Annotated in this window: 10 protein-coding genes; 9 read left to right on the forward strand and 1 reads right to left on the reverse strand. The window is 68.7% G+C overall.

What is annotated here, in order from left to right; all coding sequences use genetic code 11:
• Positions 1-74: 74 nt before the first annotated feature.
• Positions 75-296, reverse strand: a complete 222-nt coding sequence (locus ACFVX6_RS29185; protein ID WP_389696429.1) for a hypothetical protein — start codon at positions 294-296, stop codon at positions 75-77.
• A 364-nt stretch (positions 297-660) separates the two neighbouring features.
• Between ACFVX6_RS29185 and ACFVX6_RS29190 the strand changes: the two genes are divergently transcribed.
• The 9 genes from ACFVX6_RS29190 (at position 661) to ACFVX6_RS29230 (ending at position 14,465) form a co-directional block, all read left to right on the forward strand.
• Positions 661-3,108, forward strand: coding sequence for an ABC transporter substrate-binding protein (locus ACFVX6_RS29190; protein WP_389696431.1), 2,448 nt, complete (start codon positions 661-663; stop codon positions 3,106-3,108).
• Between the two features lie 319 nt (positions 3,109-3,427).
• Positions 3,428-5,332, forward strand: coding sequence for a translational GTPase TypA (typA, locus tag ACFVX6_RS29195; protein WP_389696433.1), 1,905 nt, complete (start codon positions 3,428-3,430; stop codon positions 5,330-5,332).
• A gap of 439 nt (positions 5,333-5,771) precedes the next feature.
• Complete coding sequence (locus tag ACFVX6_RS29200; protein ID WP_389696435.1) at positions 5,772-7,409, forward strand: ABC transporter substrate-binding protein; 1,638 nt, start codon at positions 5,772-5,774, stop codon at positions 7,407-7,409.
• A 174-nt stretch (positions 7,410-7,583) separates the two neighbouring features.
• Positions 7,584-8,516 carry an ABC transporter permease gene (locus tag ACFVX6_RS29205; protein WP_389696477.1) on the forward strand — a complete coding sequence of 311 codons (933 nt, stop codon included), beginning with the start codon at positions 7,584-7,586 and terminating at the stop codon, positions 8,514-8,516.
• Positions 8,509-9,456 (forward strand): ABC transporter permease, encoded by a 948-nt coding sequence (locus ACFVX6_RS29210; RefSeq protein WP_389696437.1) that lies wholly within the window; start codon positions 8,509-8,511, stop codon positions 9,454-9,456. Before ACFVX6_RS29205 ends, ACFVX6_RS29210 begins: the two co-directional genes overlap by 8 nt.
• A 20-nt stretch (positions 9,457-9,476) precedes the next feature.
• The gene (locus tag ACFVX6_RS29215) at positions 9,477-10,523 is read left to right on the forward strand and encodes an ABC transporter ATP-binding protein (protein ID WP_389696479.1); all 1,047 of its coding nucleotides are present in this window, start codon (positions 9,477-9,479) and stop codon (positions 10,521-10,523) included.
• Complete coding sequence (locus ACFVX6_RS29220; RefSeq protein ID WP_266955438.1) at positions 10,516-11,565, forward strand: ABC transporter ATP-binding protein; 1,050 nt, start codon at positions 10,516-10,518, stop codon at positions 11,563-11,565. Before ACFVX6_RS29215 ends, ACFVX6_RS29220 begins: the two co-directional genes overlap by 8 nt.
• A 208-nt stretch (positions 11,566-11,773) precedes the next feature.
• Entirely contained in the window at positions 11,774-12,688 is a 915-nt protein-coding gene (locus ACFVX6_RS29225; RefSeq protein ID WP_389696439.1) for a GNAT family N-acetyltransferase, read from the forward strand.
• A gap of 148 nt (positions 12,689-12,836) precedes the next feature.
• Entirely contained in the window at positions 12,837-14,465 is a 1,629-nt protein-coding gene (locus ACFVX6_RS29230; protein WP_389696441.1) for an ABC transporter substrate-binding protein, read from the forward strand.
• The last annotated feature ends 7 nt before the right edge of the window (positions 14,466-14,472 follow it).

Below are 14,472 nucleotides of genomic sequence, written 5' to 3' on the forward strand. Positions count from 1 at the left end.
CCCCGGGGACCCGGCCGCCGTCGCTGCGGGTGACCGGGTCCTGCGGGGTGGTGGGGTGTGCGGGAGAGGGCGGGTCAGGGGGCGCGGCGGTCGCGGGCGCCGAGACCTTCGTCGTCGGCGTCCGTCCACAGCGCGCTGTCGTACGGGGTGTCGGGGACGCTGACCATCGCGCCCTCGCCGGGAGGCCGGGAGGCGGCCGGCGCCTGCCGCGCGACATCCTTCTCCAGCTGCTCCACCGAGCGGACCAGCTCGTTCAGGTTGCGCCGTACGGCGGTCAAATCGTCTTGCAGGGACATGATTTGCCCTCACTTCACCTTGGGTGCGGTGGCAACGCTCATGTGCGCCTGCGAGTGTCGCGCCTTCCGTCCCCCGTTGTGAAGGGACGTGCAGCGATTGCGGGCGCGCAGGCGCGAACTGTGCGCCCCTCCCTGCCCCCATTTTCATCCCTCTTACGGGGGAACGCCCGCTCGGGAAGCAAGCCGGATTGGTCCGCACGGGTGGGGTTCGCGGCGTGGCGGGGGCCGGCTGCGGTGAGTGCGGCGGGGTGTCGATTTCAGTGGGTTTCGGCACCCAGTGTGATCAGCTCCATATACCGCCGAACGTGATCAAAACATCCCCCTTTCACGGCTCCCCCCACGCCCCGCCCCGGAGGTACCACCCATGTCCCAGAGAAGGCGCAGGTCCTTGGCGCTCCTGACCTCGGGAGTTCTTGCACTGCCGCTGCTCGCGGGCTGCGGCGCGGGTGAAGACGAGGGCGGCCCGGCCGCCGCCGGGCAGGACATCGCGGCCGCCACCCGCGACAAGGTCGCCGACGGCGGGGTGCTGCGGTGGGCCGTGGACTCCATGCCGGCCACCCTCAACGCCTTCCAGGCCGATGCGGACGCCACCACCAACCGGATCGCCGGGGCGGTACTGCCCCAGCTGTTCGTGCTGGACGGCAAGGGGCGGCCGGTGGCCAATCCCGACTACCTGGAGAAGGCCGAGGTCGTCGAGCGGGAGCCCAAGCAGGTCGTCCTGTACAAGCTCAACCAGCAGGCGGTCTGGAGCGACGGCCGCGAGATCGGCGCTGCCGACTTCGTCGCCCAGTGGCGGGCCCTGAACGGCAAGGACTCCGCGTACTGGACGGCGCGCAACGCCGGCTACGACCGGATCGAGAAGATCGAGCGCGGCAAGACGGACCTGGAGGTCAAGGTCACCTTCGTCAGGCCGTACGCCGACTGGCGCTCCCTCTTCAGCCCCCTTTACCCCAAGCAGGTCACCGGCACCCCGGAGAGCTTCAACGAGGGAGCCCGGGGCGCCCTGAAGGTCACCGCGGGCCCCTTCGGCCTGGGCGCCATCGACAAGAAGACCGGTACGGCCTCGCTGACCCGCAACCCGCGCTGGTGGGGCAGCCCCGCCAAGCTCGACACCCTGGTCCTCACCGCGGTGCCCCGCTCCGAACGCCCGGCCGCGCTGGCCGCCGGCAAGCTCGACCTGGCGGAAATCGACCGCACCGGGGCCGACCGGATCGCCCTGGCCCGCCGCGACGCCGCCAAGGCCGACGGGGCCCACGGCCCGGCCGCCTCGGTGACGGCCGCGCAGGCCACCCTGTCGTGGGCGCTCGCCTTCGGACTGGACGAGGACAAGGCCAAGGAGGCGCAGGCCACCCGCCAGAAGCACGCGGAGTCGGTGAAGCGGTACGCCGAGGAGCAGAGCGCCCTGCGCGGCTTCACCGTCCGCAAGTCCCTGGAGCCCGCCTACACCCAGCTCGCCATGAACGGGGCGAGCGGCCCGCTCGCCGACGAGCGGGTACGCCGTGCCGTGGCCCGCGCCCTGGACCGCCAGGCGCTCGCCGACATCGTCCTGAAGCCGCTGGGCCTGCCCGCGAAGCCGGTGGGCAGCCACCTCGCGCTGGCCGGGCAGCAGGCGTACGCCGACAACAGCGACGCCCTCGGCGGCCAGGACACCCAGGCCTCGCAGGCCCTGCTCGCGGACGCCGGCTGGCGCCGGGGCGGCAAGATCACCGAGCCGGTGGGAGCGAAGGCGGGCTCGGAAGCCGCGAAGGAGACGGACGACTCCAAGACTCCGGCGGGGACTCCCGCGGGCCCGGCCGCGGGCCCGGGCACCGGGAACGACGGCCTCTACATCGTCGGCCAGGACGACGGCAAGCCCGGGGACGCCGCCCGGAACGCCGCGGCCGCCCTGCGCGACACCCACCCCGACGACCGACCCGAAGGCCCCGAGGACCCGGCGGGCGCGGACGTGCCCGAAGGCCGGTACGGCCGCTCCGCCCCCGACGGAGAGATCGTCGACGCCGACGCCTTCGCCGCGAACGGGCAGAGCCGCCCCTCCCCGGTGCTCGCCCCGGAGCCGTTCGCGGACCTCCAGGAGCAGCACCTGCGCGCCCAGGCCGAAGCCCAGTCCGGGGCCCGGGCCGACGCCGTGGACGACGGCAAGCGCAGCCCGGCCCTCGACGCCGAGGCCGCCGCCGACCCGGCGGACCCGGCCAAGGCGAGCACCGCCCCGGCCCCCGCAAAGCAGGCCGTACGCACCTCCGGCAGCGTGCTCGCCAAGGACGGCAAGCCGCTCGCCCTGCGCTTCGTCCTGCCGGCCGGTCCCGGTTCGGAGGCGCTGCGCACGGTCGGAGAGCGGATCGCGCAGATGCTCCAGAAGGTCGGCGTGCAGACCGAGCTGACCAAGGTGGCCGACGAGAGCTTCTTCAAGGACCACATCGCCTCGGGCCAGTACGACCTGGCGCTCTACTCGTGGCCCGCGACCGCCTACCCGGCCACCGACGCCCGGCCGATCTTCGCCAAGCCGGAGCCGGCCGCGGACGGCTCGCTGCTGGTCGAACAGAACTACACCCGGGTCGGCACCGACCACATCGACCAGCTCTTCGACCAGGCGCTCGGCGAGCTGGACGAGGCGGCCTCCCGCGAGCTGATGCGCAAGGCCGACGCCCGGATCTGGGCGACGGCCGGGTCCATCCCGCTCTACCAGCGCCCCGAGCTGGTGGCCGTGAAGCCGGGTCTCACCAACGCGGGCGCCTTCGGCCTCGGTGCCCCGCGCTACCAGGACATCGGCTGGAAGAAGCCGGCCGCGGCCAAGGGCAAGAACGAGAAGAAGTGATGACGAAGGGGTGCATCCAGGGTTGATTCGAAGGTCTCAAGCTCAGATGTGACTCAAGTCCCTTGCCCGCCGGATCACCCGGCGGGCAAGGTCGTACGTACCCGTTGACCCGCGTGTTTACAGGCTCCACCTGCGGCCGAGTCCCCCCACCCAGGACCCGGCCGTGCTCAGTCGTCCGGCCTCTTGACAGACCCCCCGGCAGGCGGTTCCCGCCAGCCGACGTACGATGGGGTAAGGCCGTGGCAGGTTTTCCGCCCGGTCGAGGCGCGCGTGCCGGACCGTACGCGTCGCCATCCACGATCCCGGGAGAAGCGCCGAAGTGCCCACGCGCCACGACATCCGTAACGTCGCCATCGTCGCCCACGTCGACCATGGCAAGACGACCATCGTCGATGCCATGCTCAAGCAGGCCGGTGCCTTCGCCGCCCACCAGCACCTCGACGACCGCATGATGGACTCGAACGACCTGGAGCGTGAGAAGGGCATCACGATCCTCGCCAAGAACACGGCGGTGAAGTACCACCCCAAGGACGGCGGGGCGCCCATCACGATCAACATCATCGACACCCCCGGCCACGCCGACTTCGGTGGTGAGGTCGAGCGCGGTCTGTCGATGGTGGACGCCGTCGTTCTGCTGGTGGACGCCTCCGAGGGTCCCCTGCCGCAGACCCGCTTCGTCCTGCGCAAGGCCCTGCAGGCGAAGATGCCGGTCATCCTCTGCATCAACAAGACGGACCGTCCGGACTCCCGGATCGACGAGGTCGTCAACGAGACGTACGACCTCTTCCTCGACCTGGACGCCGACGAGGAGCAGATCGAGTTCCCGATCGTCTACGCCTGTGGCCGTGACGGCGTGGCCTCGCTGACCAAGCCGGAGGACGGCACCGTCCCCGCGGACAGCGACAGCCTGGAGCCGTTCTTCTCCACGATCCTGGACCACGTCCCGGCCCCGGTGTACGACGAGGAGGCCCCCCTCCAGGCCCACGTCACCAACCTGGACGCGGACAACTTCCTCGGCCGCATCGCGCTGGTGCGCGTCGAGCAGGGCGAGCTCCGCAAGGGCCAGACCGTCGCGTGGATCAAGCGTGACGGCACCATCTCCAACGTCCGCATCACCGAGCTGATGATGACCGAGGCGCTCACCCGCAAGCCGGCCGAGGTGGCGGGCCCGGGTGACATCTGTGCGGTCGCCGGTTTCCCCGACATCATGATCGGCGAGACCCTGGCCGACCCGGAGAACCCGATCGCGCTCCCGCTGATCTCGGTCGACGAGCCGGCGATCTCGATGACCATCGGTACGAACACCTCCCCGATGGTCGGCCGCGGCGGCAGCGGCAAGGGCGCGGACGCCAAGTCCGCGGTCAAGGACCGCAAGGTCACCGCCCGCCAGGTCAAGGACCGTCTGGACCGCGAGCTGGTCGGTAACGTCTCGCTCCGCGTCCTCGAGACCGAGCGTCCCGACGCCTGGGAGGTCCAGGGCCGTGGTGAGCTCGCGCTCGCCATCCTGGTCGAGCAGATGCGCCGCGAGGGCTTCGAGCTGACGATCGGCAAGCCGCAGGTCGTCACGCAGGAGATCAACGGCAAGGTGCACGAGCCGGTCGAGCGCATGACGGTCGACGTCCCCGAGGAGCACATGGGCGCGGTCACGCAGCTCATGGGCGTCCGCAAGGGCCGCATGGACAACATGTCGAACCACGGCTCCGGCTGGGTCCGCATGGAGTTCGTCGTCCCGTCGCGCGGCCTCATCGGCTTCCGTACCGAGTTCCTGACCGGTACGCGCGGTACGGGCATCGCCCACTCGATCCACGAGGGCCTGGAGCCGTGGTTCGGCCCGCTGGTGACCCGTAACAACGGTTCGCTGGTCGCCGACCGCTCGGGTTCGGTCACGCCGTTCGCGATGATCAACCTGCAGGAGCGCGGTGTCCTGTTCACCGAGCCCGGCACCGAGGTGTACGAGGGCATGATCGTCGGCGAGAACTCGCGCGCCGACGACATGGACGTGAACATCACCAAGGAGAAGAAGCTCACCAACATGCGTGCGGCTTCTGCGGACAACACCGAGAACGTGGTGCCCCCGCGCAGGCTCTCCCTGGAGCAGTCCCTGGAGTTCTGCCGCGACGACGAATGCGTCGAGGTGACCCCGGAGGCCGTCCGCATCCGCAAGGTCGTCCTGGACCAGAAGGACCGCTCGCGCACCGCGTCGCGCGCCAAGTCCGGCAAGTAGTCGCGTAGGACCTAGGTCACACTTGGGTCCTGCCCGGTACGGCTTTAATGAACAGCCCCCTCCGTCACGCACACCGTGACGGAGGGGGCTGTTCGCTTTTGTCAAGCGGATTATTTCGGTCCGGTGTCCGCATACCGACCGTGACACTCCGGAAGAAGAGCTAACAGTCCGTTTCGTTCATGTCTGTCTCCTATCTGTTTGTCCGGATTTCGGGTTTTAGCCGTAGTGCGATGTTGTGAAAACGAGACCACTTAAGTGTGGTTTACGGTCAAGCAGTCCCTGAGGATGGCTCCATTGAGCTCGGGTCAATGGGTCACACGCTGTGGGGAGCGTCGACTCACGAGCACACTCGGGACACCGGTCCTATCGCCGTCAGGGGTGTCGGCGAAGCACACCTGTGTCCTTCACATCAGACAGTGGACTCATGAGGAGGAAACCCATGCGCGGTGCCAAGAGCGCCAAGTGGGTAGCGGGCGCGATTGTCGTCGCCCTGGCAGCGACTGCCTGTGGCGGCGGCGATGGCAAGAACGCCGGCGCCAAGGGCGAAGTTGACCCGAACGGCATCTACTCGATCGAGGTGGGCGAGCCGGAGAAGCTTCTCCAGCCGGCCGACACGATGGAGTCCAACGGCTCGATCGCGATGTCGGGTCTGTTCTCCCAGCTGGTCGACTACGACGCCGACGGCAAGATCGTCAACGTCAACGCCGAGTCGGTCACCAGCACGGACAGCAAGCTCTGGACCGTCAAGCTCAAGCCGGGCTGGACCTTCCACGACGGCACCAAGGTGACCGCCGAGTCCTACGTCAAGGCGTGGAACTGGGCCGCGAACATCAACAACAAGCAGGGCAACGCGTCCTGGTTCGCCGACATCAAGGGCTTCGAGGCCCTGCACCCCGAGGCCGAGGGCGCCAAGCCCACCGGCGAGGCTCTCGAGGGTCTGAAGATCGTCGACGAGAACACCTTCACCATCGAGCTCGCCAACGCGGTGCCGTACTTCGCGTACAAGCTCGGCTACGAGGTCTTCTCCCCGCTGCCCGCCTCGTTCTACGCGGACCCCGCGGCCGCCGGTGAGAAGCCGGTCGGCAACGGCCCGTACAAGTTCAAGTCGTGGGAGCACAAGAAGCAGATCGAGCTCACGCGCTTCGACGACTACAAGGGCACCGACAAGGCGAAGAACGGCGGTGTGATTCTCAAGAACTACACCACCCTCGAGACCGCCTACGAGGACCTGAAGTCGGGCAACGTCGACGTCCTGCGTCAGATCAGCCCGAAGGACCTCCCGGTCTACCGTGCCGACCTCGGTGACCGCGCCGTGGACCAGGCGTACTCCGCCGTCCAGACGCTGGCCATCGCGTACTACGCCGACCAGTGGAAGACCCCGAAGAAGGTCGACCCGAAGGTCATCCAGGGCCTGTCGATGGCGATCGACCGCGACACCATCACCAAGACCGTGCTCCAGGGCACCCGTGAGCCGGCGACCGGCTGGGTCGCCAAGGGCGTCCTCGGCTACACGCCGACCGGCTCCGGTGACGTCACCAAGTTCGACCCGGCGAAGGCCAAGGAGCTCATCACCGCGGGCGGTGGCGTTCCGAACAACGAGATCTTCATCCAGTTCAACTCGGATGGCGGTCACAAGGAATGGGTCGAGGCCGTCTGCGGCAGCATCACCCAGGCCACCGGCGTCAAGTGCACCGGTGACGCCAAGCCGGACTTCCAGGCCGACCTCCAGGCCCGCAAGTCCAAGCAGGTCAAGTCGATCTACCGCTCCGGCTGGGTCCTCGACTACCCGGTGAACGCCAACTTCATCAGCGACCTGTTCCGTACGGGCGCCGGCGGCAACCAGGGTGGCTTCACCAGCCCCGAGCTCGACGCCAAGATCGCCGCGGCCGACAGCGCCGCGACCCTCGACGAGTCCGTGAAGGCCTACCAGGCCATCGAGAAGGACCTCGTCAACTACATGCCTTCCATCCCGCTCTGGTACTACAAGGTCAACGCGGGCTTCTCCGAGAAGGTCCAGAACGTGAAGTACGCCCAGGACGGCGACCCGATCCTCGACCAGGTCGAGGTCAAGAAGTAAGTCCTACCGCGTAATTCCTTTCGACGGATGTGGGCCGGCGGGGAGCCGGCCCACATTCGGGCCTACATGCAGCGCCCGGGGGGCCCTTTCGCGACGCAGTGACGGAACCGTCACGCGCGTGCGTGGCGAAAGGGCCCGTCCGGCTGCGCCTGCCGCATCTTCTACGGAGGCATGATGGGGCGCTATGTCGCACGACGACTGCTCCAGATGATCCCGGTCTTCTTCGGGACGACCCTGCTCATCTTTTTGATGGTGTACAGCCTGCCCGGCGATCCCGTGGCCGGACTTTTCGGGGACAAGGGCACCGACCCCGCAACGCTGGCCGCACTGCGCCACCAGCACGGCCTGGACCTGCCGTTGTGGCAGCAGTACTGGAACTACATCACCGGCATCCTGTTCCACTTCGACTTCGGGTCCCAGATCCGCAGTGGACGTGAGATCACCGAAGTGGTCGGGGCTGCCTTCCCGGTCACCCTGCGCCTGGCCTTCCTGGCGTTCGCGATCGAGATCGTCCTGGGCCTGGCCCTCGGGATCGTCGCCGGCCTCAAGGCCGGCAAGCTGGCCGACAACCTGATCCTGATCCTCACCCTGCTGATCATCTCGATGCCGGTCTTCGTCCTCGGCTTCATCGTCAAGTCGGTGTTCGCCTTCCAGCTCGGCTGGATCGAACCGAACGTCAGCAACGACGAGACCTGGGGCGAACTGCTCGCGCCGGCCATCGTGCTGGGTTCGCTCTCGCTCGCCTACGTGGCCCGCCTGACCCGCACCTCGATGGCCGAGAACCTGCGCGCCGACTACGTCCGCACCGCCGTGGCCAAGGGCCTGCCCAAGCGCCGCGTCATCGGTGTGCACCTCATGCGCAACTCGATGATCCCCGTGGTCACCTTCCTCGGCACCGACATCGGCGCCCTGATGGGCGGTGCCCTCGTCACCGAAGGCATCTTCAACGTCCACGGCGTCGGCGGTCTGATCTACGAATCGGTCGTCCGCCGCGAAGGCCAGACCGTGGTCGGTGTCGTCACCGTCCTCGTCGTGGTCTACCTGATAGCCAGCCTGCTCGTCGACCTCCTCTACGCGGTCATGGACCCGAGGATCCGGTATGCCTGATCTGACCAAGACCGACATCGTGGCGGCCGAGACCTCCGCGGCGCCCGGCGCCCCGGTGGAGCCGGTGAAGGCCGAGAAGGCCCGCAGCCTGTGGGGCGACGCCTGGGCCGACCTGCGTCGCAACCCGTACTTCGTCGTATCCTCGGCGCTGATCTTCGTACTCCTCGTGATCGCCGCCTTCCCGGGCTGGTTCACCAGCATCGACCCCACCAAGGGCGACCTGGTCCACCACTTCCTCGGCAAGCCCGAACTGGGCGCCGTCGGATCCCCCGAGTGGCTCGGCTGGGACGGCCAGGGACGCAGCGTCTACGCGCGCCTCATCTACGGCACCCGCGCCTCGGTCATCGTCGCGATCTCCGTGACCGCGATCGTCACCGTGCTCGGCGGCATCACCGGAATGATCGCCGGCTACTTCGGCGGCGTCACCGACGCGATCATGTCGCGCGTCACCGACATCTTCTTCGGCATCCCGTTCCTGCTCGGCGCGATGGTCGTCCTCCAGGCCTTCACCGAGCGCACCGTGTGGACGGTCGTCTTCGCCCTGGCCTTCCTCGGCTGGACGCAGATCAACCGCGTCATGCGCGGCGCGGTCATCACCGTGAAGCAGGCGGACTACGTGCACGCCGCCAAGGCACTGGGCGCGGGCACCACCCGGATCCTGTTCCGGCACATCCTGCCGAACGCCATGGCCCCGGTGATCGTGGTCTCCACGATCGCGCTCGGCGGTTACATCGCGGCGGAGGCCACCCTGTCCTACCTGGGTCTCGGCCTCGCGTCGCCGACCATCTCGTGGGGCGTGGACATCTCCGCCGGTGCTTCGCAGATCCGAGTGGCCCAGCACATCCTGCTGTACCCCTCGATCATGCTCAGCATCACCGTCCTCGCCTTCATCATGCTCGGCGAAGCGGTCCGCAACGCCCTCGACCCCAAGCTGCGCTGAGGAGGGCGTAAGTGATCACCATGGACAACACCTCCAGCCTTCCCTCCCCGCGTGACGGGGACCCGCAGACGCCGCTCCTCGAAGTGCGCGACCTGCACGTCGAGTTCCACACCCGTGACGGTGTCGCCAAGGCAGTCAACGGCGTCAACTACTCGGTGAGCGCCGGCGAGACCCTCGCCGTGCTCGGCGAGTCCGGCTCCGGCAAGTCCGTGACGGCCCAGGCCATCATGGGCATCCTCGACATGCCCCCCGGCAAGATCCCGCAGGGCGAGATCCTCTTCCGCGGCCAGGACATGCTCAAGATGTCCTTCGAGGAGCGGCGCAAGCTGCGCGGCCGGAAGATCGCCATGATCTTCCAGGACGCCCTGTCTTCCCTGAACCCGGTGCTCACCGTCGGCTACCAGCTGGGCGAGATGTTCCGCGTCCACGAGGGCATGTCGAAGAAGGACGCCCGGCTCAAGGCCATCGAACTGATGGAGAAGGTCAAGATCCCGGCGGCGAAGCAGCGGGTCGACGACTACCCGCACCACTTCTCCGGCGGTATGCGCCAGCGCATCATGATCGCCATGGCGATCGCGCTGGAGCCCGACCTGATCATCGCGGACGAGCCGACCACGGCCCTGGACGTCACCGTGCAGGCCCAGGTCATGGACCTGCTCGCAGAGCTCCAGCGCGAGCTGAACATGGGCCTGATCCTGATCACCCACGACCTCGGCGTGGTCGCCGACGTCGCGGACAAGATCGCGGTCATGTACGCCGGCCGGATCGTCGAGACCTCCCCGGTCCACGAGATCTACAAGCGCCCGGCGCACCCGTACACCCGGGGCCTGCTGGACTCGATCCCGCGCCTGGACCAGAAGGGCCAGGAGCTCTTCGCGATCAAGGGCCTGCCGCCGAACCTGCTGCGCCTGCCCACCGGCTGCTCGTTCAGCCCGCGCTGCATCGCCGCGCAGGACATTTGCCGGTCCGAGATCCCCGCCCTGCAGCCCGTCAGCGAGCAGGACGGCAGCGAGCTGGCCGGCCGTCACAGCGCCTGCCACTTCTGGAAGGAGCAGCTCCATGGCTGAGCTCACCAACGCCCCCGCGCGGGAGCCGATCCTCCAGGTCCGGGGCCTGGTCAAGCACTTCCCGCTGACCCAGGGAATCCTGTTCAAGAAGCAGGTCGGCGCCGTCAAGGCCGTCGACGGGATCTCCTTCGACCTGTACCAGGGCGAGACCCTGGGCATCGTCGGCGAGTCCGGCTGTGGCAAGTCCACCGTCGCCAAGCTGCTGATGAACCTGGAACGCGCCACCGCCGGCGAGGTCTTCTACAAGGGCCAGGACATCACCAAGCTGTCCGGCCGCGCCCTGAAGGCCGTGCGCCGCAACATCCAGATGGTGTTCCAGGACCCGTACACCTCGCTGAACCCGCGCATGACGGTCGGCGACATCATCGGCGAGACCTACGACATCCACCCCGAGGTCGCCCCCAAGGGCGACCGGCGCCGCAAGGTGCAGGAGCTCCTGGACGTCGTCGGTCTCAACCCGGAGTACATCAACCGGTACCCGCACCAGTTCTCCGGCGGCCAGCGCCAGCGCATCGGCATCGCCCGCGGCCTCGCGCTCAACCCGGAGATCATCATCTGCGACGAGCCGGTCTCCGCGCTCGACGTGTCGGTGCAGGCCCAGGTCATCAACCTGATGGAGAAGCTGCAGGAGGAGTTCAACCTCTCCTACATCTTCATCGCGCACGACCTCTCGATCGTCCGGCACATCTCGGACCGCGTCGGCGTCATGTACCTCGGCAAGATGGCCGAGATCGGCACCGACGAGCAGATCTACGAGCACCCGACCCACCCGTACACCCAGGCGCTGCTCTCCGCGGTGCCGGTGCCGGACCCGGCCGCCCGCGAGGGCCGCGAGCGGATCATCCTCACCGGTGACGTCCCCTCGCCGGCCAACCCGCCGTCGGGCTGCCGCTTCCGGACCCGCTGCTGGAAGGCCGAGGAGAAGTGCTCCGTGGAGGAGCCGCTGCTCGCCATTCCGGAGCGGTTCAAGGGAGTCAAGTCCCTGGCCGCGCACGAGTCGGCCTGCCACTTCGCCGAGGAGAAGGCCGTCCTGGCCGTCTGACCTCCCCGAAGCGACACCCCAGGGCGCCCGTCACCGGATCCTTTCCGGCGGCGGGCGCCCTGGTGTTTCGCGCCGGGCGTCCGCGGGCGGCCGTCCGCGGCGCGGGGATGCGCGCGCCGGGCGTCCGGGGAGCGGGCGTCCGCAGGGCGGGGGGTGCGCCCTCGCCCGCTGACGGCGCCCCGACGGCCGGCATGGTCTGATGGCCCGCATGCTCACCGTACGGCCCGCCGGGCCCTCCGACGCCGGGGACATCTGCGGGCTCCTCAACGCCATCGACCGGATCGAGATCGGCCGCCCGGAGACCGACCTCGGCGCCGTCGAGGCCGATCTGCACCACCCCGACGTCGACTTGGAAGCCGACTCCTTCCTCGCCTTCCAGAGCGGCCGGCTCCTCGGCTACGCCCTGGTGTGGGCCGACTCCGGCCCCGGCCGGGCCGACTGCCACTTCCGGGTCCTGCCGGGCCGCCGCGAGGCCGCCGTCCGGCTGCTGGAGCGGGTCGAGGCCAGGGCCCGCGAACTCACCGCCGGAGCCCCGCGCTCCTTCCTGTGGCTCGCGCCGAGCGGCGGGCGCACCCTCGACCCCGGCCTGCTGCCCGGCCGCGGCTACCGCACGGTGCGCAGCCACCGGGTGCTGACCCGCCCGCTGGGCCCCGCCGACACGCCCCCGGCCCCGCCCGCCGGGCTCACCCTTCGCCCCTGCGACGGTGACGAGAGCGAGCGCCGGCGCGCCCACGGCCTGATCGAGGAGACCTTCGCGGACCACTTCGGGCACGTGGAGCGCCCGTACGAGCCCTGGCTCGACCACATCGACGGCCGGGGCCTGGACTGGTCGCTGGTGTGGATCGCGAGCCTGCCCGAACTGGGCGACGCGGGAGTCCTGCTCACCCGCGACGACCGCACCAGCATGGGCTGGCTCAGCCACCTCGGCGTACGGACGCAGGCCCGCGGCCGGGGCGTCGGCGGCTTCCTGCTGCGCCACTGCTTCGCCGCCTACGCCGCCCGCGGCCGCGCCACCCTGGGCCTCGGCGTGGACACGGGCAACACCACCGGAGCGCTCGCGCTGTACGAGGCGCACGGCATGACGACGCACCACGCGGTGGACACCTGGGAGCTGACGCTGTGACCCCGCGCCGGGAGCCCCCGCTTTGCACTCGCAGGGGTGACAGGCGGGGGGCGCGAGGGTGCAATCGGTCCAACCAGGAGTGTGTGGGGCCCCACATAGGGTGACATTGGGCCCTAAGTGAGTCTTGGGATCCATGAGGAGGCACTCCATGCGCGGAGCCACCCACGCCAAGTGGGCCGCATGTGCGGCGGCCGTCGCCCTCGCGGCGACCGCCTGCGGCGGCGGAAGCGACAGCGGCGGAGGCGGCGATGCGGGAATCGTCAGCTCCTCGTGGGGTGACCCGCAGAACCCGCTGGAGCCCGCCAACACCAACGAGGTCCAGGGCGGCAAGGTCCTCGACATGATCTTCCGGGGGCTCAAGCGGTACGACCCCAAGACCGGCGAGGCGAAGAACTTCCTCGCCGAGAAGATCGAGACCACCGACAGCCAGAACTTCACGATCACGCTGAAGGACGGCTGGAAGTTCAGCAACGACGAGCCCGTCACCGCGCAGTCCTTCGTGGACGCCTGGAACTACGGCGCGGACGTCACGAAGAAGCAGAACAACTCGCCCTTCTTCTCCGACATCGTCGGCTACGCGGACGTCCACCCCGAGAAGGGCGACCCCAAGGCCAAGACCATGTCCGGCCTGGTCGTCAAGGACCCCAAGACCTTCACGGTCGCCCTCAAGGAGAAGTTCTCCACCTGGCCCGAGACCCTCGGCTACCAGGCGTTCTCCCCCCTGCCCAAGGCCTTCTTCACCGATCACGAGGCCTGGCTGAAGAAGCCCGTCGGCAACGGCCCCTACACGGTGGACTCGTACACCAAGGGCACCGGCATGAAGCTGCGCAAGTGGGACGCGTACGCAGGTGAGGACAAGGCGGTCAACGGCGGAGTGGACCTGAAGGTCTACACCGACAACAACACGGCCTACACCGACCTGATCTCCGGCAACCTCGACCTGGTCGACGACATCCCGGCGCAGCAGCTGAAGAACGTCGCGAACGACCTCGGCGACCGCTACATCAACCAGCCGGCCCTGATCATCCAGACCCTCACCTTCCCGCTGTACGACCCGCAGTGGAGCAAGGAGGGCATGGAGAAGGTCCGCCGCGGCATCTCCATGGCGATCAACCGCGACGAGATCACCAAGCAGATCTTCCGCGAGACCCGCACCCCGGCCAAGGACTGGACCTCACCGGCCCTCGGCGACAAGGGCGGCTTCTCCGCCACCGCCTGCGGCGAGGCCTGTTCCTTCAACCCCACCGAGGCCAAGAAGCTCATCCAGGAGGCCGGCGGACTGCCCGGCGGCAAGGTCACCCTGACGTCCAACGTGGACACCGGCTCGCACCGCGACTGGATGGACGCCGTCTGCAACAGCGTCAACAACGCCCTGGGCGAGGGCCCGGTCTGCACCGTCAACCCCGTAGGCACCTTCGCCGACTTCAGGAACCAGCAGAGCAGCTTCAAGCTGACCGGCCCGTTCCGCTCCGGCTGGCAGGCCGACTACCCGCTGATCCAGAACTTCCTGGAGCCGCTGTACTACACCGGGGCCTCCTCGAACTACGGCAAGTTCAGCAACCCGGAGTTCGACAAGCTCATCGACGAGGCCAACCGGGAGAGCGACGCCGCCAAGGCGACGGCCACGTTCCAGGAGTCGCAGAAGATCCTCGCCGCCCAGATGCCGTCGATCCCGCTCTGGTACCAGAACGGCAGCGCGGGCCACTCGGAGCGCATCTCCGAGGTGGCGCTCAACCAGTTCAGCGTCCCGGTGTACGACCAGATCAAGGTCAGCTGACCCCTCT

It is taken from the genome of Streptomyces sp. NPDC058289 (assembly GCF_042880975.1).
Taxonomy (GTDB): Bacteria; Actinomycetota; Actinomycetes; order Streptomycetales; family Streptomycetaceae; genus Streptomyces; species Streptomyces stoeckheimensis.